15 protein-coding genes are annotated in these 21625 nt (G+C 74.2%); 10 read left to right on the top strand and 5 right to left on the bottom strand.

The window, feature by feature from the left end:
- The first annotated feature begins 273 nt into the window (after window positions 1-273).
- Genes ACIBI9_RS19215 through ACIBI9_RS19170 form a run of 10 tightly spaced genes read left to right on the top strand, consistent with a single transcriptional unit; the run spans window position 274 to window position 10834 of the window.
- Entirely contained in the window at window positions 274-1527 is a 1254-nt protein-coding gene (locus ACIBI9_RS19215) for an ATP-grasp domain-containing protein (protein ID WP_397223476.1), read from the top strand.
- Window positions 1524-2309 carry a Rossmann-like domain-containing protein gene (locus ACIBI9_RS19210; protein WP_397223475.1) on the top strand — a complete coding sequence of 262 codons (786 nt, stop codon included), beginning with the start codon at window positions 1524-1526 and terminating at the stop codon, window positions 2307-2309. Before ACIBI9_RS19215 ends, ACIBI9_RS19210 begins: the two co-directional genes overlap by 4 nt.
- Complete coding sequence (locus ACIBI9_RS19205) at window positions 2306-3349, top strand: PLP-dependent cysteine synthase family protein (RefSeq protein ID WP_397223474.1); 1044 nt, start codon at window positions 2306-2308, stop codon at window positions 3347-3349. The genes ACIBI9_RS19210 and ACIBI9_RS19205 overlap by 4 nt, the downstream gene beginning before the upstream one ends.
- Window positions 3346-4329 carry a dipeptide epimerase gene (locus ACIBI9_RS19200; protein ID WP_397223473.1) on the top strand — a complete coding sequence of 328 codons (984 nt, stop codon included), beginning with the start codon at window positions 3346-3348 and terminating at the stop codon, window positions 4327-4329. The genes ACIBI9_RS19205 and ACIBI9_RS19200 overlap by 4 nt, the downstream gene beginning before the upstream one ends.
- Window positions 4326-5468, top strand: a complete 1143-nt coding sequence (locus ACIBI9_RS19195; RefSeq protein WP_397223472.1) for an MFS transporter — start codon at window positions 4326-4328, stop codon at window positions 5466-5468. Before ACIBI9_RS19200 ends, ACIBI9_RS19195 begins: the two co-directional genes overlap by 4 nt.
- Window positions 5465-6253, top strand: a complete 789-nt coding sequence (locus ACIBI9_RS19190) for a class I SAM-dependent methyltransferase (RefSeq protein ID WP_397223471.1) — start codon at window positions 5465-5467, stop codon at window positions 6251-6253. Before ACIBI9_RS19195 ends, ACIBI9_RS19190 begins: the two co-directional genes overlap by 4 nt.
- Window positions 6246-7763, top strand: a complete 1518-nt coding sequence (locus ACIBI9_RS19185; RefSeq protein ID WP_397223470.1) for an ABC transporter substrate-binding protein — start codon at window positions 6246-6248, stop codon at window positions 7761-7763. Before ACIBI9_RS19190 ends, ACIBI9_RS19185 begins: the two co-directional genes overlap by 8 nt.
- The gene (locus tag ACIBI9_RS19180; RefSeq protein WP_397223469.1) at window positions 7760-8671 is read left to right on the top strand and encodes an ABC transporter permease; all 912 of its coding nucleotides are present in this window, start codon (window positions 7760-7762) and stop codon (window positions 8669-8671) included. The genes ACIBI9_RS19185 and ACIBI9_RS19180 overlap by 4 nt, the downstream gene beginning before the upstream one ends.
- On the top strand, window positions 8668-9423 hold the full coding sequence (locus ACIBI9_RS19175; protein ID WP_397223468.1) for an ABC transporter permease: 756 nt from the start codon (window positions 8668-8670) through the stop codon (window positions 9421-9423). The genes ACIBI9_RS19180 and ACIBI9_RS19175 overlap by 4 nt, the downstream gene beginning before the upstream one ends.
- Window positions 9410-10834 carry an ABC transporter ATP-binding protein gene (locus tag ACIBI9_RS19170; RefSeq protein ID WP_397223467.1) on the top strand — a complete coding sequence of 475 codons (1425 nt, stop codon included), beginning with the start codon at window positions 9410-9412 and terminating at the stop codon, window positions 10832-10834. The genes ACIBI9_RS19175 and ACIBI9_RS19170 overlap by 14 nt, the downstream gene beginning before the upstream one ends.
- A 22-nt stretch (window positions 10835-10856) precedes the next feature.
- Here the strand turns inward: ACIBI9_RS19170 and ACIBI9_RS19165 are convergent, their stop codons facing one another.
- From ACIBI9_RS19165 to ACIBI9_RS19145, 5 genes are read right to left on the bottom strand one after another with little or no spacing between them, the layout of a single operon-like run.
- Window positions 10857-13202: an SDR family NAD(P)-dependent oxidoreductase gene (locus ACIBI9_RS19165; protein WP_397223466.1), complete on the bottom strand. Its 2346-nt coding sequence runs from the start codon at window positions 13200-13202 to the stop codon at window positions 10857-10859.
- The gene (locus tag ACIBI9_RS19160) at window positions 13199-14533 is read right to left on the bottom strand and encodes a cytochrome P450 (protein WP_397223465.1); all 1335 of its coding nucleotides are present in this window, start codon (window positions 14531-14533) and stop codon (window positions 13199-13201) included. Before ACIBI9_RS19160 ends, ACIBI9_RS19165 begins: the two co-directional genes overlap by 4 nt.
- A complete protein-coding gene (locus ACIBI9_RS19155; RefSeq protein WP_397223464.1) occupies window positions 14530-17193 on the bottom strand; it encodes a KR domain-containing protein in 2664 nt (887 codons plus the stop codon). Before ACIBI9_RS19155 ends, ACIBI9_RS19160 begins: the two co-directional genes overlap by 4 nt.
- The gene (locus ACIBI9_RS19150; RefSeq protein ID WP_397223463.1) at window positions 17190-20234 is read right to left on the bottom strand and encodes an SDR family oxidoreductase; all 3045 of its coding nucleotides are present in this window, start codon (window positions 20232-20234) and stop codon (window positions 17190-17192) included. The genes ACIBI9_RS19155 and ACIBI9_RS19150 overlap by 4 nt, the downstream gene beginning before the upstream one ends.
- Entirely contained in the window at window positions 20231-21547 is a 1317-nt protein-coding gene (locus ACIBI9_RS19145) for an acyltransferase domain-containing protein (protein WP_397223462.1), read from the bottom strand. The genes ACIBI9_RS19150 and ACIBI9_RS19145 overlap by 4 nt, the downstream gene beginning before the upstream one ends.
- Window positions 21548-21625: the final 78 nt, after the last annotated feature.

The raw sequence follows: 21625 nt of genomic DNA, 5'->3' as shown, positions 1-21625 counted from the left end.
CGAGACAGGAGCTGTGCTCCCTCGCCCACGAGACTCCGGCGTGGCCGTTACGGGCGATGCGAAGCTCTTCCCCGCGCGGAGCTCGGCGCGGGCCTGGTTGACCCGCCGGGCCGGCGTCAGGAGCTGGTCGACGCCGGGAGGAGTGCCGCCGGTTGGTGCCGCCGTTCTGCGTCGGTAACCCCTGGCCTCGGGCCAGGGGTTTTTCATGTCCGGATTGCAGTGCCATGTCAGAAATGGTAATCATTTTCACGACATGAGGCCAGAGGAGATGGCATGGCACATCTGTTAATGATCGAAAGCTGGGTCGGGGCGATGAGCACGCTGCTGCCACGTGCCATCCGCGACGCAGGGCACCGCTTCACCTTCCTCACCCGCGACCTGCACCACTACCTGCGCGCCTCGCCCGGCGCCCGGTCGCATCCGCTGCTGGCCGCCGACCATGTGCTGACCGCGGAGACCAACGATCTCGCGGAGCTGCTTCCCCAGGTCGAGCGGCTGCACGAGGCGCTCGGCTTCGACGGCGTGTTGTCCTCGTGCGACTACTACCTGCCCGCCGTGGCCGAGGTCGCGGCCCGCCTGGGCCTGCCGGGCCCCTCGCCGGAGTCGGTACGCCGGGCCTGCCGCAAGGACCTCGCCCGCGCCGTGCTCTGGGACGCCGGGCTCCCCGGCCCCCGGTTCGCCCTGGCCGCCTCCTGGGAGGAGGCCATGGAGGCCGCGAACGGCCTGGGCTACCCCCTGGTGGTCAAGCCGGTCGATCTGTGCGCCGGGATGTACGTACGGAAGGTCCACGACCAGGCCGGGCTGCGTACGGCCTTCCTCGATCTTGAGGGGTTCCCCGTCAACGCGCGCGGCCAGCGGCGGGTGCCGGTCGTCCTGCTTGAGGAGTTGCTCACCGGGCCGGAGGTGAGCGTCGAGACGGTCGGCTTCGGCGGCGATGTCCACGTGGTGGGGGTGACCGGCAAGAGCCTGGCCGGCGAGCCGTGGTTCGTCGAGAGCGGCCACGTGTTCCCCGCCGCCCTCGACGCCGGCCTGGCCGGGCAGGCGGAGGAGACCGCGGTGGCCGCGGTCAAAGCGCTGGGCCTGGAGCTGGGGGTGGCGCACACCGAGCTGCGCCTCACCCCGGCCGGCCCGGCGCTGATCGAGGTCAACCCGCGCCCGGCGGGCAACCAGATCACCGAGCTGGTCCGCCGGGTCACCGGCGTCGACCTGCCGATGGTCCACGCCAGGCTCGCCGCCGGGGAGCGGCCCGACCTCACTCCCGCCGAGACCGGGGTGCGCAGCGCCGCCATCGCTTTCCTGCTGCCCGAACACGCCGGGCGGATCGCCGCCGTGCACGGGACCGGCGAGCTCGCCGCCGCCCCCGACGTCGTCGACTGGTCGGTCAGGCCGGCCGGGCACCAGGCGGGCGAGCCCACGAGCAACAACGGCTACCTCGGCCACGTCATGGTGACCGACATCGCGGGCGGCGACGCCGGTACGAGGGCGGAGGCGCTGGTCGCGGCGCTGAAGGTCGAGTACGAACGATGAACCTGACGACGCTGACCAAGCGGGCGCTCGCCGGCGAACTGGGTCCGGAGCCCGCGAAGGAGCGGGTCAGCACCGCCTTCACCACCCGGCAGGGCGCACGGCACGACTCGCGTGGCCGCGCCTACCGCAACCACGTGGTCAGCCTGCGGGTGGGCCGGGCCGTGGGCTCCTGCGCCGTCGAGCCGGACGAGGTCGCCGACGTGACCGTCGAGGAGTGCGTCGGTGCATCCGTCGCCGACCTGCTGGCCCATCAGGCGCCGGCGGTCCGCGTGGCCGCGCTCGACGCCTACCTGATGTCGTCCCGTCCCCATTGGGGTGAGCGGGTCACCGTGCCGGCGGGAACGTCCCTGGACAAGTCCCTGGCACGGGCGGCGGCCGTGACGGACCTGCTGCCCGGTCACGTCGAACGGGTCCTCGTGGTCGGCGTGGTCAACTCGTTGCTGCACCGCCTGCGCGAGCGGGGCGTGCGTTACGTTCCGTGCGACCTGAAGGGCGGCTCCACCGAGTGGGGCGAGCCGGTGATCACCGACGTCACGGAGGCCCTGGACGGCTGCGACTGCGTGCTCGCCTCGGGGATGACCTTGGGCAACGGGAGTTTCCCCGTCCTTCTCGACCATGCCCGCGCCTGGGCCAAGCCGCTGGTGATGTTCGCCCAGACGGGCAGCGCGATCCTGCCGCACTTCCTCGGCGCGGGGGTCACGGCGGTGTCGGCTGAGCCGTACCCGTTCTTCTGGCTCGACGGCGGCGACACCGTCGTGTTCCGTTACGGGGAGCGGCCATGAACGACCTGTTGTCCCTGGCCGGCGGCACGCCGCTGGCCCGGATCACCGCCCCGCTCCCGCATCCGCACGGCGGCTTCTGGGCGAAGCTGGAGGGATTCGGCGTCGGCGGGATGAAGGCCCGCGCCGCCGTTTCCATGCTCACCGCCGCCCGCGCGCGCGGCGACCTGGCTCCTGGCGCCCCCGTCGTGGAGTCCACCAGCGGGACGCTCGGGGTCGGCCTGGCCTTCGCGGGGCAGTGCCTCGGGCATCCGGTCGTGCTGGTGGTGGACGACGAACTCGAACCGGGGATGCGCGCTCTCCTACGCGCGTACGGAGTGCGCCTGGAGGTCGTGGACCGCTCCCACCCGCAGGGCGGCTGGCAGCGGGCACGGCTGGAACGGGTGCGCGAGGTGCTGGAGCGGCTGCCGGGCGCGTACTGGCCCGATCAGTACAACAACCCCGACAACCCGGACGGGTACGCCTCGCTGGCTCGAGAGCTGGCCGAGCGGCTGCCGCACGCCGACGTGCTGGTGTGCAGCGTGGGCACCGGCGGGCACAGCGCCGGGGTCTTCCGCGGCCTGCGCCGCTACTGGCCCGGCCTGCGCCTGGTCGGGGTGGACACCGTGGGCTCCACCGTGTTCGGGCAGCCCGCGCGGCTCAGGCTCATGCGCGGCCTGGGCAGCAGCATCCATCCGCGTAACGTGGCGTACGAGCTGTTCGACGAGGTGCACTGGCTGGGCCCGGTCGAGGCCGTGGACGCCTGCCGCAGGCTGGCCCGCGGCTCCTTCGTGACCGGCGGGTGGAGCACCGGCGCGGTCGCCAGGGTCGCCGCGTGGACGGCGCGCAGGGAGCCCGGCGCCACCGTGGTCGCGATCTTCCCGGACGGGCCCGACCGGTACCTGGGGTCGATCTTCGACGACGACTACTGCCGGGACCGCGGCCTGCTGGGGCGACCCCACGACCAGCCCGTGGAGATCGCGGATCCGCGCGCGGTCGAGGTGTCCGGCTGGGCCCGCTGCCGCACGGTCGCCGACCCCCTGCTCGCGGAGGTGCCGGCGTGAGGCTCACCTGGAGCGTGACACGACTGATGCTGCGCGAGCCGCTGCGGATCTCCCGCTCGGTGATGACCGGCAGGGACGCCGTCCTGGTCACCGTCGAGCACGAGGGGCTGCGCGGCCACGGGGAGGCGGTGAGCAGCGTCTACCACCGGCTCGACGTCGAACGGATCACGGACCTCCTCGGGCGGCTGCGCCCGGCTCTGGCGGAGCAGGCCGGCCCGGAGGAGGCGCTGGAGGCCGTGCCCGATCTCCTCGCCGGCGCTCCCGGCGTGCTCGCCGCCGTGGACGCGGCCCTGCACGACCTGGCGGGGAAACGACGCGGGCTGCCGGTCCACGCGCTCTTCGGTACGCGCTGGTCCGACACCCTGACCGCGTTCACCGTGGGCATCGGCCAGGACCCCGTCCCCGGCCTGCCCATGCTCAAGATCAAGCTGGGCGGCGGTGACGACGTCGCGCGGGTCCGCGCGATCCGCCGCGCCGCACCCGGCGCACGGCTGCTCCTGGACCCCAACGGCGCATGGACGCCCGAGGCGGCGGTACGGATCCTCGACGCGGTCGCCCCGCTGAAGATCGAGGCCGTCGAACAGCCGGTCGCCCCCAGAGCCCTGGAGGACCTGGCCTGGGTGGCCGAACGTTCGCCGATCCCGGTCATCGCCGACGAGGACGCGCGGACCCTGGAGGACGTCGAGAACCTGCCCGACGCCGTCCACGGCGTGAACGTCAAGCTCGCCGAATGCGGTGGCCTCTCGGCGGCCCGGCGGATCGCCGCGTACGCCGCCGGTCACGGCCTGGAGCTCATGCTCGGCTGCCAGGTGGCCAGCAGCCTGGGCATCGCGCCCGCCGTCCACCTGGCGCCGTCGGCCCGCTGGGCCGATCTGGACGGGCACCTGCTGCTCGCCGACGATCCGTGGACCGGCATCGGCGGGCACGACGGCGTGCTGCGGCTGCGCGGGGAGCCCGGGCTGGGGGTGCGGGTGGCATGAGAGAGCTCTCCTGGGCCGTACGGCTGCTGCTCGTCAACCAGTTCGGCGTCAACACCGGCTTCTACCTGCTGGTTCCTTACCTGGCGGGCCACCTCACCAAGGATCTGGGCCTGTCGGCCGCGGTCACCGGCGTCGTCCTGGGGGTGCGTAACCTCAGCCAGCAGGGCCTGTTCCTGGTCGGCGGCTCGGCCTCCGACCGGCTGGGCGCGCGTCGCGTGATCATCGCGGGGTGCGCGCTGCGCGCCGTCGGGTTCGGGCTGTTCGCGTTCGGCGTCACGCTGCCGCTGCTGCTGGCGGCGGCCGTGCTCAGCGGGCTGGCCGGCGCGCTGTTCAACCCGGCCGTCCGCGGGTACATCGCGGTGGCCGCCCCCGACAAGGCCAGGGCGTTCGCGCTGTTCAACGTGTTCGCCCAGGCGGGAGCGCTGTGCGGGCCGGTGCTCGGCGGCGTGCTGCTGCTGGTGGACTTCCGCGCAGCCGCGATCACCGCCGCCGTGATCTTCGCGGTGCTGACCGTCGCGCAGGCGTGCGTCCTGCCGGCGCGCGAGGTGACGCCGAGCGGCTCCTCCGTGCTCGGCGACTGGCGGCGGTGCCTGGCCGACCGCCGCTTCCTCGCCTTCACCCTCTCCCTCAGCGGCATGTACGCCCTGCAGAACCAGCTCTACCTGGTCCTCCCGCTCGCCGCCGAGCAGGCGACGGGCACGGCGGGCTCGGTGGCGCTGCTGTTCCTGGTGTCCACCGTGGCCACCCTGCTGTTCCAGGTGCGGATCACCAAGCGGCTGGAGGCGGCGACGACCCGGGACCGCGCGATGGCGTGGGGCCTGGCCGTGATGGGCGCGGGCTTCCTCGTCCCCGCGCTGCTCCCGGGCATCGTCCCGGTGCTGGTCGCGGTGCTGACGCTGGCCTTCGGCGTGATGATGGCCCACCCGTTCGTGTACGAGCGCATCGGCACCTTCGGCGGCGAGTCGCTGGCCGGCACCTACTTCGGCGTCTTCTACCTGGTCTCAGGGGCCGTCGCCGCCGCCAGCACCGCGTTGATCGGCTGGGCGGGCACGGCCGGGTTCGTCGTGTGCGCCGCGATCGGCCTGGCCTGCGCGGCCGCCGTCCTGGTCATGGAACGCCGCACGGCGGTGCCCGCGTGAACTTCCTGACCGACCACCCCGCCCTGTACGAGACCCAGTTCCCCGACCCGGACCACAAGGCCGCCCGCTTCGTGGACGACCAGATACGCCGCTTCGGCGGCGGGCCGGAGCTCCTGGACGGCGGTGGCGGGCCGACCCTCCTGGACGTCGGCTGCGGCACCGGCCGTGACGCCGGCCACCTGGCCCGTCTCGGCTACGACGTCACCGGCATCGACGTGTCGCAGCCGGTGCTGGACCACGCGCGCGGCCGCCACCCCCGGGTGCGGTTCGTCCGCGCCGACATGCGGGACTTCGTGCTCGGCCGCCGGTTCGACGTGGTGACGTGCCTGGACAGCGCCCTGTTGTACTGCCACACCAACGCCGACCTGGCCGCGTTCATGGACCGCTGCCGCGAGCACCTGCGCCCCGGCGGCCTGCTGATCGCCGAGATGCGCAACGGCGCGCACTTCCTCACCCACCCCGTACCGGAGCCGTTCACCCGCACCGTCGCCCACGGCGGCGTCACCTACACCTCCCGCACCGAGTTGTGGCTCGACCACGCCGCCCAACTGCTGCGCCGCCGCCGCGTCTGGTCCTGGCCGGGCGGCGGGCCGCTGGAGCAGCGGTCGGCGTGGCGGCTGCTCTTCCCGCGGGAGCTCGCCTACTTCCTGGCCGTGGCCGGATTTGAGCTTCTGGACCTGTTCGACCAGCCAGGGCCGCGGGCGGAGCCGCACGACGGCCCGCCCCTGTCCGCCGACCGACTCCACGTCGTCGCCCGATCCGCGAAGGACCCCCATCATGCGTGACCACCTCAGCCGCCGCGGCTTCCTCGGCCTGAGCGCCGGAGCCGCCCTGCTCGCCGGATGCGGCACGGGCGGCGCCTCCTCCTCCTCTGGCGGCGGGGGAAGGCTGCGTGCCGTGTTCGCCGGCGGCGGCGCCACCGAGGTGCTCGACCCGCACCTGGCCAACCTGTTCAACGAGGCCGCCCGCGCCAAAGCCCTGTACGACAAACTCGCCGACCTCGGCTCGGACGTCTCACCCCAGCCCCGCCTGGCCGAGAGCTGGGAGCCGAACGCCGACTTCACCCTCTGGCGCGTCACCCTGCGGCAGGCGACCTTCCACGACGGCCGCCCGGTACGCGCCCAGGACGTCCTGGCCAGCTACGCCAGGATCACCGACCCGGGCAAGACATTCCGCGCCAAGTCCAGCCTCGCCCTCATCGACCTGCGCAACAGCCGGGCCGTCGGCGACCGCGCGGTCGAGTTCAGGCTCAGGCGGCCGTTCGCCGAGTTTCCGAACGTGCTGGCCGCCTTCGGCGCGTACATCATTCCGGAGGGGACCACGGACTTCAGCAGGCCGGTGGGATCCGGGCCGTTCTCCTTCGTGTCCTGGAAGCCGGGCAGCTCGGTGCTGCTCAAGCGTCACCCCGACTACTGGGAGGGCGCGCCGTCCATCGAGGAGCTGGAGTTCCTCATCGCCAACGAGGAGTCCGCGCGGGTGAACGCGCTGCTCGGCGGCCAGGTCGAGTACGCCCACGACCTCACCCCGGCCTCCGCCCGCCGGCACACGGGACGCGTCACGATCATCCGCGCGCCGGGCAGCTCGATGAACGCGTTCGCGATGAAGGTGGACCGCGCGCCGTTCGACGACCCGGACCTGCGGGAGGCGTTGTTCCTGCTCACCGACCGGCGGCAACTCGTCGACACCGTCATGCCCGGCGCCGGGCAGATCGGCAACGACCTGTTCGGCAAGGGCTACCTGCATTACGCCGAGAGCATTCCCCAGCGCGCGTTCGACCTCGACCGGGCCAAGGCGCTGATCAAGAAGGCGGGCGCGGACGGACTCCCGATCGAGCTCACCACCTCCACGGCCGCGGCCGGCTTCGTCGAGGCGGCCACGGTCTTCGCCGACCACCTGCGCGCCGCCGGGCTGAAGGCCACCATCGTGAACGGCAACAAGGACATGTACTGGTCGGACATCCTCACCAAGGGCTCCATCGTCAGCTTCCGCTCCGGCGCGATGCCGATCGAGACCCACATCGCGCAGCGGCTGCTCTCCACCTCGACCACGAACGCCACCAAGTGGGCCAGACCGGAGTTCGACGCCCTCTACGAGAAGGCCGTCTCCGCGCCCTCCGCCGCCGACCGGGAGGCCGCCTACCTGAGCATGCAGCAGATGTTGCACGCCGAAGGCGGGCTGCTGGTGTGGGGGTTCGCCGACTGGATCGTCGCCACGTCGCCCAACGTGACCGGCGTACGCCCCGCGCCCGCCAACACCCTGGACTGGGCCAGGTTCGACAAGGTGAGACTGGCTTGAACCTGACCCGTTACGCCGCCCGTCGTCTGGCCGTCGGCGTCCTGCAGGTCACCGGGGTCGCCTGCCTGGTGTTCCTGATGGTGGAGTCCCTGCCCGGCGACGCCGCGGTGGCGCTGGCGGGCGACCAGCCCGACCCGGCCAGGATCGCGGCCATCCGCGCCGCCCTCGGCCTGGACCGCCCCCTCGCCGAACGTTTCACCTCCTGGGCCTCCGCCCTGGCGCACGGCGACTTCGGCGCCTCGCTCGTCTCCGGCCGCCCGGTCACCGAGATCGTCCTGGACGCGCTGGCCCCCACCGCCGTGCTGGCCGGCCTCACCGTGCTGCTCCTGGTGCCGCTCTCGGTCGTGCTCGGGGTCGCCGCCGCCCGGCGCGAGGGCAGCCGGCTCGACCGGGCGCTGACCACGGTGAGCGCCGCGCTCTACGCGGTGCCGGAGTTCGCGCTCGCCATCGTGCTGGTGGCGGTCTTCGGCGTGGCTCTGGCGTGGCTGCCGCCGACCGGGCTCGGCGGCCTCACCGCCGCCGCCCTGGTGCTGCCGGTGTCGGTGCTGCTGGTCCGGCCCGTCTGCTCCACCGGGCGGCTGGTCCGCTCCGCGATGATCGACGTCCTGGCCTCGCCGTACGTGCGGCACGCCCGCCGCCTGGGGCTCAACTGGTTCGCGCACGCGCTGCCCAACGCGCTCGCGCCCGCCGCGCAGCACCTGGCCCGCACCGTCGACTGGCTGCTCGGAGGCGTCATCGTGGTCGAGGCCGTGTTCGTGATCCCAGGACTCGGCAGCACCCTCGCCGACGCGGTCGGCCACCGGGACCTTCCCGTACTGCAGGGGCTCGCGCTCCTGTTCGCCGCCACGACCGTCCTGGTGAACCTGCTCGCCGACGTCGTGTCCTTCCGATTGGCGCCACGCGCATGAGGTACCTGCTGCTCGCCGTGCCGCTGGTCGTGGCCTTCGCGGGGCCGCTGATCCCGTACGAGCTGGTGCGTTCCGCCTCCTTCGCCGACGTGGGCCTGCTCGGCACCGACTTCGCCGGGCGCGACGTCTGGCACCAGGTGCTTGTGGGCGGCCGGACCCTGGTCGTGACCGCCCTGCTGGCCACCGCCGGCGCGTACCTGCTGGGCACCCTGTGGGGCCTGGCCGCGGCGAGCGCGCCCAGGATGCTCGACGAGACCATGATGCGGCCGCTCGACGTGCTCATGGCGGTGCCCTCCCTGCTGCTGCTCCTGGTGGTGGCCGCCCTGGCCCCCGACGGCGCGCTCGTCTGGATCGTCATGCTGGTCCACCTGCCCGACATCGCCCGCCTGGTACGCGCCTGCGCCCTGGAGGCCGGCAGCCGCCCGGCCGTGGAGGCCATGCGGCTGCAGGGCGAGGGCTGGTGGCGGATCACCGTCGGGTTCGTCGCCCGGTCCATGGCCCGCGTGCTCGCCACCGACGCGGGCACCCGGCTGACCGGCTCGCTCTATCTCATCGCCGCCGCGAGCTTCCTCGGCGTCGGGGTGCCGCCGGACGCGGGCGACTGGGCGGTGATGGTCGACCGCAACCGGGGCGGGCTCTTCCTCAACCCGTGGGCCGTGCTCGCCCCCGCCCTGATGATCGTCATGCTCGCCGCCGGGCTGAATCTCACTGTGGACCGCGTACTGAAGAGGGCCCATCATGCTCCACGTTGACGACCTGACGGTCACCGTACCCGGGCGGACCCTGGTGGACGGGGTCAGCTTCACCCTGCCCGCCGCGAAGACACTGGCCCTGGTCGGCGCGTCCGGCAGCGGCAAGACCACCACCGCGCTCGCCCTGCTCGGCGAACACCCGCCCGGCGCCCGCGTCACCGGCCGCATCACCGTGGCGGGGCGCCACATCGCCGCCGTTCAGCCCCCGCCGCCCGGAACCGTCGGATTCATCCCGCAACACCCCGCAACCGTGCTCAACCCGGTGCTGCGCATCGGCACCGTGCTTCGCCAGATCGCGGCGCGCCACGGCACCGCCGTGCCCGAGGCACTGGGCAAGGCACGCCTCCCCGGCGACCGGGACTTCCTGCGCCGCTTCCCGCACCAGTTGTCCGGCGGGCAGCAACAGCGGCTCGTCCTGGCACACGCCCTGCTGGCCGGCCCTTCCGTGATCGTCGCCGACGAACCCACCACCGGCCAGGACGTCGTCACCCGGGCCGAGGTCGCCGCCGAACTGTCCGGGCTCGGCGTCGCCGTCGTCCTGCTCAGCCACGACCTCGAACTGGTACGGGAACTGGCCGACCAGGTCGTGGTGCTCAAGGACGGCCGCGTCGTCGAGTCCGGCCCGACCGTCCTGGACTCCCCGCGCACCGAGTACGCCAAAGCTCTGGTCACCGCGCACCCCCGCGAGCCGGAGCCCCGCGCGGAACCGGTCGCCCTCCTGGAGATCGAAGATCTCGGCAGCGGGATCCTGCGCGAGGTGACCCTCGACGTCACCCGAGGCGAACGGCTGGCCGTCGTCGGCCGTTCAGGCAGCGGAAAGACGACACTCGCGCGCTGCGTCGCGGGCCTGCGCCCCTGGTCGTCCGGCGCCATACGCCTGGCCGGCCGCCCCCTGCCCCGGCGGCGCGACCGCACCGACCTGGCCCGCGTACAGTACGTCTTCCAGAACGCCCTGGCCTCGTTCGACCCCCACCGCGCCATCGTGGACCAGGTCGCCAGAACCGCCGTACGCCTGCGCGGCCTGCCCGTACCCGCCGCCCGGGAAGAGGCCGTCGAGACACTCGCCACGCTCGGCCTGGACCACGACACCGCCCGGCGACGCCCCCACGCGCTCTCCGGTGGCGAACTCCAGCGCGCCGCCCTGGCCCGCGCCCTGCTCGCCCGCCCCGACGTACTGATCTGCGACGAGATCACCTCCGGTCTCGACCCCGTCACCCAGGCCGAGGTGCTCGACCTGCTCACCGCCCTCGACGTGACCCTGATCGTCATCAGCCACGACCTCCCCTTGGCCGCGCGGATCGCCGACCGGGTCGCGGTCATCCACGACGGCCGCCTGATCGAGCACGGCCCCGCCGCCCAGCTGCTCCGCCGCCCCGCCGGCCGAGTGCTCCTCCCTGCCCCGGACCAGTGAGACACTTCCCGGTGCCGTCGCCCTACCGGCCGCCGGGCGAGCGCCGCTGCGGCTCCGTGCCGCGTTCCACCCGGGCGATGAACAGCACGGGCTCGCCCGCGCGCGTCCCCGTCCAGCCGCCGGCCACGGGCAGCAGCTCGTCCACGTGCTGCGCCCCCGGGCAGGGGACGATCCGGTCGATCGTGACGAGGTCACCGGTCACCGGGCCGGCCGCTCGGACGGCGGCCTCCAGGGCGGCGGGCGCGATGCCGTGGGCCGGCGGGAACGGTGTCGTCCACAGGTCGGCGGCCGTCACGGTGGGCTGCGGGCCGTCCGCCGTCCCGAGGACGAGCCCCGACCAGGCCAGCCGGCCGCCGTCCCGCGCCCCGCCGGGATGGGGTACGGGCGCCGGAGCCGGGAGCGAGGGCGGCTCGGGCCGGTAGAGCAGGCGCATCGAACCGGCGGCCGCGCCGTCGGCGGCCGTGATCGAGACGTGCACGGTCCAGCCCTCCTCCGTCGTCTCGCCCACCGCCGACGTGGTGAACCGGCTCCCCTTCTCCGCGAGGACCAGCGCCGACGGCCGCACCCGCACCTCACGCACCGAGGCCAGGTGCTGGAGCGGCCAGCCGGGCGGGACCACCCAGTCGGCGACCGAGCACGCCTGCTCGACCAGAACCGAGACCGGCAGCGCCGGCCGGCCGTCCACCGTGAAGTCGGCCAGGCAGGGATGGGCGCCGGGCCGGTGGACGATCGAGCCGCGCAGGGAGCGGAACGGCCGGAACTCCTCGACGGTGCCGAGGAAGTGGGCCAGGCCGTGCAGCCGGGGCAGGTCGGGGTGGCCGGTGAACAGCCAGAAGCCGCGCAGCTGGGTGGGGACGAGCGCGCCGCCCACCTGGCCGATGAACATGACCTCGCCGGTGCCGCCGGAGCGCAGCTCGTCGATCCAGCGGCGCACGCCCTCGGCGGGGTCGAGGGTGGACACGTAGCGGACCGCCGCGTCGTAGTTGGCGATCACGCCCAGGCGCTCCCACGTCGGCCAGCAGAGCGTCTGCGTCGGCAGCCCGTACGTGTTGCGCGCCCAGAACCCCAGCCTGGGCAGCGCCTCGTTGCCGGCCGCGTAGTCGATCTGGCCGATCATGCCGCCCATGCGCCCGGCCAGCGACCCCACGTTGCAGAAGACCTTGAGCGCCGCCCGCCGCTCCGGCGTGGCGAGCACCGCCCTGGTCAGCGCCGCGAACCCCGACACCTTCACCTCGACCGTTCGCACGACCTCCTCGGGGGTCTTCCGGTCGAGCCTGGTCGGCAGGTCGATGCCGGCGTTGTGCACCACCACGGTCGGCGCCGGGAGGCGGGCGAACAGGGCGTCCACCTGCTCCTGCCGGACGCAGTCGCACGGCTCGTAGGCGATGCGCAGGCCGTCCCGCCCGGCGGCGGCCAGGTTGGCGGCGACATGGCGCAGCTCCGACTCGCGCTTGAGCGCCGCCCGCGCCTCCCGCAGGGCGTCGGCGGTGCGGGCGGCGGCGATCCGGGCCCGGCGGTGGGCGGCGTAGCGGTCGTCCGGCAGCGTGAGCCAGCCGGCGGCGGGCAGCTCGTCGCGGCCGGTCACCACGACGCGGCAGCCGAACCGCTCGGCCAGGCCGCGGGCCAGCGCGAAGCCGACACCGCGCGCGCCGCCCGAGATCAGCACCAGGTCGTCCGGGCCCAGGTTCAGGGTGGGCACGGGCTCCGGGCTCGGCAGGGCGGTGAGGGCGTGGCGCACGCCCCGCCGGTAGCCGATCTCGAACAGGTCCCAGGCCGCCAGCTCGGCCTCCAGCAGCCCGGCGAGCGCGTCCGCGTCGGCGGCGTCGGCGGCGTCGGCGGCGTCGACGTCCAGCACCTTCACGGCCAGGTTGGGCAGCTCGCGGGGCAGGCACTTGGCGAACCCCGCCCAGATCCCGCCCAGGGGCGAGTCGATCGGCCCGTCGTCGTAGCCCATCAGCCCGCCCATCGCGGTGACCGCGACGTAGCAGCACCGGTCGGCACGCGACTCCTCCCGCCAGGCGCCGTACCGGTGCCGCACCATGCGGGTGGTCCTGGCCAGCGCGTCCCGCCATTCGCCGCCGCCGAGCTCGTACGGGACGCCGGTGACGTTCAGGTCGACGATCCCGTCCCAGCCGCCGTCCTCCGGCTCGTGGCCGGGGACGCACACCTCGGCGCCGAGGCGGTCCGCCACGCGCCGGGCCAGCTCCGCGTCCGAGCCGATGACGAGCAGCCGCCGCGCCACCGGCGCCGGCGGCGGCAGCGGGTGCGGCACCGGCTCCCACACCATGCGGCGCACGGGCCGCACGAAGGAGCCGGTCTCGAACGACACCAGGTGCGGCCGCACCGGCGCGGGCGCCGCGACCGTCATGCCCGCTCCTGGACGACCGCCGGCAGGCCCGAGCTCGGGAACAACGTGATGTAGTGGCCGCTGCGCACCTGGCGCGCGCCCGGCAGCCGCAGCCGGTACCGCTGCGACAGCATCGCCACCGCCGTCACCAGCGTCGCCATCGCCAGCCCCTTGCCGATGCACATGCGCCGCCCGCCCCCGAACGGCAGGAAGGCGTGCTTGTGCCGGCCGTCCTGGGCGCCGTCCAGGAAGCGCTGCGGGTCGTAGGCCTCCGGGTCCGTCCAGTGCTCGGGGGAGCGGTGCGTGCCGTACACGCTGAGCAGGACCGTCGTGCCCGCCGGGACGTGCCGCCCCGCCAGGGTGTCCGGCTCGACGGCGTCGCGGGGGAACTGCCAGACCGGCGGGTGCAGGCGCAGCGCCTCGTTCACCGCCGCCGTGGTCTGCGGCAGATCGCCCAGCCGCTCGGGGTCGGGCGGGTCGCCGGCCAGCACCTCGTCCACCTCGCGCTCGACGGCGCGGCGCGCCTGCGGGTGGCGGGCCAGCTCGTACATGGTCCAGGCAAGCGCCTGGCCGGTGGTGTCCGAGCCGGCCAGCAGCAGCGTGCGCAGGTTGTCCGACACCTCCGTGTCCGACAGGCCGGCCGCCAGCAGCAGCCCGGCGGCGTCCGAGCCGGGCTCGCCGGCGGCCCGCCGCTCCTCGATCACCTGGCGGATGATGCCGTCGAGCACCCGGTTCGACCACTTGCGGGCCCGGTGGTAGCGCGTCGGCACGAACGACGGGATCAGCGCTGGGACGCCCTTGATCGTACTGGTGTAGATCACCTTGTTGGCGATCGCGGCGGCACGGGAGTAGTCGGTGCCCGACAGGTCCCGGCCGACCAGCGCCATGCCCATGACCCGGGCGGACACGTCCATCAGCTCCGGCGCGACGTCCACGACCGCGCCTGAGGCCGCGTGCTCCGACCAGCGCCGCAGCACCGCCCGCGTGGCCGCGACCGCCTCGCGGGCGTTGCCGGTGACCCGCTGCGGGGTGAACGCCGGCTGCACCGCCCGGCGCGGGCCGCGCCAGCCGTCGGTGTCGAGCGTCAGCAGCCCCGACCCCATCATGCCGAAGAAGCCCTGGTAGAGGGTGCCGCGCTGGTAGTTGTCCGGGTTGACCCGCAGCACCCGCTCGATCGCCTCGGGCTCGGTGACCTGGACGAACGGGATGGGCAGCTGCACCGACACCAGCGAGTCGCGCTCCTGCATGCGCAGCGTGTAGGCCAGCGGGTCCTTGAAGTAGGGGATGGCGTCGCCGATCACCGGCAGCCCTCGCGGGCCGTGGGCGACCGGGCAGGTCCCTTCGCGGTTCATGGGCGCTCCTCGCGATCGAATCGCTCTCTGTCGACGTACTCGCCGGTCTCCTGGTCCACGTAGCCGACGACGGCGCCGATGATGTCCTTCACCTGCAGCAGCACCTCGCCGCTCGACGCGACCGCGATGGCCCGGTTGTCCGGCTCGGGGTCCTCCAGGTCGAGGTCGACGGGGGTGACGTACAGCTCCACCGGCTCGGTCAGCGCGGCGAGCGTCAGATCGGTGTGCCCGCCGTACAGGTCGATGCGGCGGATCGAGCGGGGGATCGCGACGGGCGTCCAGCGGCCCGCCACCCGCTCCAGGACGGCCACGCGCACGAGGCCGTCCAGCGTGACGGACGGGACCAGCAGGTCGGGGAACCAGCGGCGCAGCGCGGGCGCGTCGAGCGCGAGCCGGCCGCGCCGGCCCAGCGGATGCGTCCGGGTGCCGGTGGTGGACGCGAACACCTCGCGCAGCAGCACCTCGGAGCCCGGCACGTGGTACGGGTCGCGCAGCGGCCGGCTGCCGTGCTCGTCCCAGTGCGTCCAGGCGGGGCCGGGCACGGGGGCGTCGCGCAGCCGCACGGTGACCGAGAAGTGCACCCGGTCGCGGGCGACGGTGACGCCGTTCGGGGCGACCACGTCGCCCAGCACCTTCACCGCCACCACCGACTCGCCCTCGTCGGCGCGCAGCAGCCTGGCGGTGAGCCGCTTCACCTCCGGCCGGTCCGCGCGGTAGATCCGCAGGAACGACTCCAGCCGCAGGTCCTCGAAGACGACCGGCACCCGGCCCGGCACCAGCGCGACGGCGGCCTGCGCCGCCAGCTCCGGGACGAACGTGCCCGGCAGCGTGGGATAGCCGCGGACCTGGTGGAGGTCGAGGTATCCGTCCCTGTCCATGGAGAACGTCCGCTCGGCCACCAGCTCGCCGGCGTCGCGGCGGAGCACCCGGTCGATGTACGGCAGGGGCCGCGCCGCCGCCCGGGCGCTGGACGGCGCGCCCGCCGAGAACTCCAGGAACTCGGGCACCGCGGCCCTGATCGCGGCCCGCTCCTTGTCGCCGAAGAACACGGTGACCGGGGCGTCCGGGGCGGCGGCCAGCTCGGCCATGAAGTGCTCGACACCCTCCTCGGTCGGCGTCGGCGTGAACTCGCCGCTGCCCTCCAGGAAGTCGCGCATCAGCGGGGTGGCGCCGAGGCCGATGTCGCGCCAGAGGGTCCAGCCGATCGTGAACTCCCCGTCGGCGTTCATGGCGCTGGTGTTGAGGAAGTCGTTGGCGGCGCCGTAGTCGGTCTCGCCGCGCTGGCCCGTCAGGCCGATGAACGAGCCGAAGTTGCACCACAGGCGCGGCTCGCGGCCCCTGGTCGCCTCCTTGAGGTTCAGGTACGTGCGCACCTTCAGGTCACGCACCGCGCGGAAGTCCGCGACGGACTTGGCGGCTACGCCGGACGCGCGGTTCGTGCCCGCGATGTTGAGCAGCAGGTCGATCGGGCCGTTCACGGTCGCGAGGGCCCGCTCGACCGCGCCGCCGTCCCGCAGGTCACAGCGCAGGTAGCGGACGCGTCCCGGGCCGCACAGCCGCTCCAGGCCGGCCAGCGTGCGCCGGACCTGCCGCGCCTCGCCGAGCCGGTCGAACCGGGCGTTCGCCTCCGGCACCGAGGCCCCCTGCCGCAACTGGGCGCGGATGAACGCGCTGCGGTCGAGCTCCTCGCCGGTCTCGTCCGGGAGTTCGGAGCTGCCCAGCACCACCAGGCGCGGCCGGTGGCGCGCGGCCAGCGCCTCCAGGATGGGCGCGCCGATGCCGCGCGCCCCTCCGGCGGCCACGACCAGCGCGTCCGCGCCCAGTGCCGGGACCTCGGACGGCGGAGCCGGCGTGGGCACCGCCCTCGGGGTGAGCCGCACGCCGCCCGCGTGGTACGTCACGGGGATGAGCCGCCGCGCGCCCAGCTCGGCGCTCACCGTGGCGAGCACCTCGTCGAGCGGCACGTCCTGGTGCACGGTGGCCAGCACGTCGGCGCCGGGGAACTCCAGCGCCAGGCTCTTGACCAGGCCGGTGAACAGGCCGGTGAAGGGCAGCGGCACGCCCGCCTCCGTCACGCCGCCCACGACGCTCACCACGAACGAGCCGCCGTCGAGGTGCGGGGCGCACTCCTTGGCCTTGATGAAGGTGCGTTCGTGCAGGTCGAGCAGGTCCTCGACCGGCTGCGACCAGCGGGCCGCGCGCAGGCGGGGGTCGGTGGCGTCCACGATCACCCTGACGTGCGCGGACACGCCGTCGCCGCGGCCCGCCGCGAACCGCGCCGCGTAGTCCGGCGCGTTCGTGAGCACGACCGCGTCCGGCGGGACGGCCGGCGGGGCCGCGCGTACGGGCCGGCGCGGGTCGGGGGCCAGCTCGAACACGTGCCGGTCGAGCAGCCGCCCGCTCACACGCTCGGCGGCGTCCCGGCCGGCGGTGTCGTCCCGGCGGGCGGGGTCGGTCGGGTGGCCTGTGGTGTTTCGTTCGGTGGGGTGGGTCAAGTGGCCGGTGGCGTCCTGGCCGGTGGGTCTGGTCAGCCGGATAAGCCGTGCCCGGGCACTGGGATCGGGCCGGAGTTCGATCGTTGCGTCGCCGCCGCCCTCCAGGAAGGCGATGAGCTCGCGGGCGCCCTGCGCGCCCAGCAGGTTGGCCCGAGCGCCGCTCATGCCGTGGCCTCCAGCCTCTCCTCAGCCGCCGCCTCGACGGACACCTCGGCCAGCACCGGCAGCCCCTCGGCCAGGGCCAGCGACTTGCGGGTGACCGCGAACAGGAACGTCCCCTCGCCGATCGGGCCGCCGCCGAGCAGCTCGCCCCACGACGCGAGGCTGTTGCCGTTGCTCCCCGCCACCAGGGCGACGTCCACGTCGCCGAAGTCCAGGTAGCGCCCGGCCAGGTCGAAGGCGTCGGCCAGCGAGGCCGCGCCGCCGTCCACGGCGATGTTGAGCCCGCGCAGGTCGAAGTAGCCGCACAGGCGGGCGGCGATCACGTTGGGCATCTCGCCCGGGAAGGAGTCCTCGTCCGGCTGGGCGATCAGCCTCGTCACGCGTTCGCGCAGCTCGCCCGTCCGCTCGCGCGCCAGGTGGTCGAGCGCGTCCAGGTAGGCGCGCACGGCGTACAGGACGGCGTTGCGCGTGGGCCCGGTGTGGCCAACGACCACGCCGGTCGTGCGGCTGTGCCGCGCGCAGAACTCGCGGATACGCGGTTCCAGGCGCTGCATGCACTCGATGATCATGAGCTGGGTGCGGTCGGTCGCCCGGATCGTGGAGGCGGGCAGCCGCAGGCGGGCGAACGGCGGGTGCGGATAGGCGTCGCCGAACGAGTCCGGCAGGAGGTGCCGCCCGCGCGCCCACGCGCCGACCTGCTCGTTGTCCTCGGCGCCCGGCACGTGGGCCGACCACCCGACGATCACCATGGGCTCGCCGTTCCTGGCCCCGTACCCCGCCCTGGCGGGCCGGCCGGGCCGGAACTCCTGCACCAGCAGGTGCGCGTTGGTGCCGCCGAAGCCGAACCCCGACACGGCGGCCGTGCGCGGCCCGTCCGGCCGGGGCGGCCAGGGCACCGGCCGCGTGGGGACGCTCAGGTTGCACGACTCCAGGCCGAAGGCGTCCGGCGCCGCCGAGAAGCGGTGCTGGGCCGGGATCACCCCGTGCCGCAGCCCGAGCAGCGCGTGGATGACCGACACCACGCCCGCCGCCCAGCCGGTGTGGCCGATCAGGGACTTGTTCGAGGTCACCCGCACCGGGCGGGTGCCGGCGTAGGCGGCGCGCAGGCTCAGGAACTCGGCCTCGTCGCCCGCCGGGGTCCCGGTGGCGTGCGCGATCACCCAGTCGACCTCGCCGGCGGCGACGCCCGACTTCTCGAAGGCCCGCGCGATGGCCAGCTCCTGGCCGGCGCTGGACGGCGCGTAGATCGCCTTGCCCTTGCCGTCCGCCGACAGCCCGACGCCCGCGACGAGCCCGTGCACGGTGTCGCCGTCGGCCAGCGCCCGCGACAGCCGCTTCAGAACCACAACGCCCGCGCCGTCGGAGAACAGCACGCCGTCGGCGCTCCGGTCCAGCGCGCGGACCTCGCCGCCGCGCGACAGGCCGTGCAGCTTGGAGAACAGCACCGAGCCGCCGGGGGCCAGCGCGAACGCGCCGCCGCACACGGCGATCTCGGTCCGGTCCGCCAGGAGGTCGCGCAACCCCAGGTCGATGGCGTAGAGGGAGGACGAGCACGCCGTGTCCACCATGAGCAGCCGCGTGTCCGCCGGGAGCAGGCCGTCGATGGCGCCCGCGCCGACCCGGTGCGGGAACGGCCGCGAGCGGGCGGCGTCGCCGTGGGGCAGCACGCCAGGCCCGCCGAGTTCCCGGTCGACCAGGGCCTCCTGCAGGTGCTGGCTGCCGTCCGGGGTGTAGCCGAAGCAGGCGGTGAAACGGTCGGAGTCCCGCCTGGTCACGCCCTCGAGCGCCTGGTGAACGCTGTGCCGCAGCCACAGCGTGGTGTGGTCGAGCCCGGCGTCCGGGCGTTCGGCGGCCAGGGCGGGGTGCGGGGTGAATGCGGTGATGAAGCCGGAGCGGCGCTGGTAGGTCTTGTCGGGGGCGCGGGGGTCGTCGTCGTGGAAGCTCGCCACCGGCCAGCGGTCCGGTGGGACGTCCACGAACAGGTCGGCACCTTCGTCGAGCAGCCGCCAGAACGCGTCGGGGTCGCCGGCCCCCGGGACGGCCAGGCCCATGCCGACCACCGCGATCGGATCCACGTCCGGGGTCCGCTCAACGTCCGGGGTCCGTTCCGCGTGCGGGGTCCGTTCCGTGTCCGGGGTCCGTTCCGTGTCCGGGGTCCGTTCCGTGTCCGGGGTCCGTTCCGTGTCCGGGGTCCGTTCCGTGTCCGGGGTCCGCTCCACCTCCTGGATCCGTTCCACGGACGGCGCCGGCTCTGGCGCGGGGGCGGGGTCCGGGGACAGGGCCGCGCGGTGCAGCGACATGCCGCCGTCCGCGACCACCGTCTGGCCCGTGACCCAGGCCGCGCCCGGTGAGGCGAGGAGCAGCACCAGGTTCGCCAGATCGGCCGGGGTCGCCAGCCGGCCCATCGGGGTCGCGGCCACGGCGTTCGCGCTCATCGACGCGAACCCGGGGAACATCCGGCCGACCGGGTTGTCCAGCAGCCCGGCGGAGGCGGTGTTCACGCGGATCCCGTCCGGGGCGAACTCGGCGGCCAGGTAGCGGGTCAGTGCCTCCAGCGCGGCCTTCGACAGCCCCACCGGCAGGTAGTTCGCCGGCGCGTACGCCGCGCCGACCGAGGAGACGTTGACGACGCAGCCCGCGTCCGAGGCCGCCAGCAGCGGGCGGGCGGCGCGGGCGCACCACAGCGCGCCTTTGACGTTGGTCTCGTACGCCTGGTCCAGGTGCTCTTCGGTCAGCTCGGCCCACCCGGCGAAGGTGCCCGCGGCGGCATTGTTGACCAGCAGGTCCAGCCGGCCGTACACCGAGGTGACCTCGTCGAACATCCGGCGCACCTGGTCCTGCTTGGCCACCGACGCCCTGATCACGCGGACGCCGCGGCCCAGCTCCGCCGCCAGCGCCTTGGCAGCGTCGTAGGAGTGGAAGCAGTTCAGCACCACCGTGGCGCCCGCTTCGGCGAGCGAGCGCACGATGTGGGCGCCCACGCTGCCCGCGCCGCCGGTGACGAGGGCCACCCTGCCCTCGAACCCGCCCTTCACCGCCGTCATGCCGCGTCCGCGCTGGCCAGCGAGTCGACCACGAAGTCCACTACCTGGCCGAACGTGCGGTAGTCGGAAACCCGCAGGTCCTCGGGGCGTGGGCCCAGCTCGAACAGCAGGCCGAGCCGGCCCATGAGCTCCACGCGCTTGACCGAGTCGACGCCGAGGTCGGCCTCCAGCTCGGCGTGGTCCTCGAAGACCTCCTCCGGGTACTCCAGGGTGGTGGCGTACAGGTCGCGCACGCGCGCCGCGATCGCCTCCCTCGGCTGCGCGGCGGCGGGCCTCCCCTCGGCGACGGCAGCTCGGCCGGGGCTGTCGGCGGATGCGGCCTGCGCGCCCTCAGCCGCGGGGACGGTGCGCGGAACTTCGGCAGTGGTCGTGGGGTGCGGGCCTTGGGCGGTGGGGACGGTGCGCGGGACTTCGGCGGTGGTTGTGGGGTGCGGGCCTTGGGCGGTGGGCGCGGTAGGGGCGGTGCGCGGGCCGGTGGCGGCGGGGGCCAGGAAACGTCCGGTCTCCCGCAACGTGTCCACGTCCGCCAGCAGCGGCGTGTGCACGAACGCGGCTCGGTGCGCCGCCCGCACCCGCGACGTCAGCGCCCGCCCGGCGCCCACCTCGACCCAGACCCCCACGCCCGACCGGTGCAGCCGCTCGACGGCCGCGCCGAACCGCACCGGCGTGACAAGATGGGCGGCGAGCAGCTGGCCGAGGTCGTCCGAGTCGCGGTAGTAGCGGCCCAGGATGGGCGAGAAGACGGGTACGCCCAGCCCTCGCCGGCCGTACCCTGTGAGCCTGCGGCCCAGGTCCTGCGCGGCGGCGGCGAGCAGCGGGCTGTGGAACGGATGCGGCGCGCGCAGCACCGTGGCGGACAGGCCCACGGCGTCGGCGATCGCGGACGTACGCCGCAGCGCGTCGGCGGGCCCCGACACCACCGTCTGCTCCGGCCCGTTGTCCACCGCGATCACGGCCCCGGAGGTCGGCAGCAGGTCCAGGATCTGCTGGGCCCGTTCCGTGGCGCAGCCCAGCGCCAGCAGCCCGCCGCCGCTGCTGTCGTGCTCGCGCAGCGCGATGATGCGATGGCAGAGGATCTCCGCGCCCTCGGCGACGTCCAGCGCGCCGCCGGCGACCAGCGCGGCGATCTCGCCGAGGCTGTGCCCGACCAGCACGCTGAACCGGGCGCCCTCGTCGGCGAGCGCCCGGAAAGCCGCGGTGGACGTGGCGAAGACGGCCAGCTGCAGCACGTCCGGCGCCTCGTCGAGCAGGCGCTCTGCGGATTCACCGGAAAAAGCGCGCCCCAGGCCCTTCCCGAGCATTCCCCGGGCCACTTCGTCAATGGTTTCGACCGCTTTGGCCACACCATCGCCATGCGTTTTCAACCGCTCCAGAATGTTCGGCGCATAAGC

Source organism: Nonomuraea sp. NPDC050451, assembly GCF_044458585.1.
Note: the sequence above shows the minus strand (reverse complement) of the source record. Positions and strands in the feature narration are given on the sequence as shown.

What these genes read in the sequence shown, in the direction of transcription:
- ACIBI9_RS19165 (WP_397223466.1), bottom strand. Translation starts at nt 13,202, where the DNA reads ATGACGGTCGCGGCGCCCGCGCCGGTGCGGCCGCACCTGGTGTCGTTC.
- ACIBI9_RS19150 (WP_397223463.1), bottom strand. Translation starts at nt 20,234, where the DNA reads ATGACGGCGGTGAAGGGCGGGTTCGAGGGCAGGGTGGCCCTCGTCACC.
- ACIBI9_RS19205 (WP_397223474.1), top strand. Translation starts at nt 2,306, where the DNA reads ATGAACGACCTGTTGTCCCTGGCCGGCGGCACGCCGCTGGCCCGGATC.
- ACIBI9_RS19185 (WP_397223470.1), top strand. Translation starts at nt 6,246, where the DNA reads ATGCGTGACCACCTCAGCCGCCGCGGCTTCCTCGGCCTGAGCGCCGGA.
- ACIBI9_RS19170 (WP_397223467.1), top strand. Translation starts at nt 9,410, where the DNA reads ATGCTCCACGTTGACGACCTGACGGTCACCGTACCCGGGCGGACCCTG.
- ACIBI9_RS19195 (WP_397223472.1), top strand. Translation starts at nt 4,326, where the DNA reads ATGAGAGAGCTCTCCTGGGCCGTACGGCTGCTGCTCGTCAACCAGTTC.
- ACIBI9_RS19215 (WP_397223476.1), top strand. Translation starts at nt 274, where the DNA reads ATGGCACATCTGTTAATGATCGAAAGCTGGGTCGGGGCGATGAGCACG.
- ACIBI9_RS19155 (WP_397223464.1), bottom strand. Translation starts at nt 17,193, where the DNA reads ATGAGCGGCGCTCGGGCCAACCTGCTGGGCGCGCAGGGCGCCCGCGAG.
- ACIBI9_RS19210 (WP_397223475.1), top strand. Translation starts at nt 1,524, where the DNA reads ATGAACCTGACGACGCTGACCAAGCGGGCGCTCGCCGGCGAACTGGGT.
- ACIBI9_RS19160 (WP_397223465.1), bottom strand. Translation starts at nt 14,533, where the DNA reads ATGAACCGCGAAGGGACCTGCCCGGTCGCCCACGGCCCGCGAGGGCTG.
- ACIBI9_RS19175 (WP_397223468.1), top strand. Translation starts at nt 8,668, where the DNA reads ATGAGGTACCTGCTGCTCGCCGTGCCGCTGGTCGTGGCCTTCGCGGGG.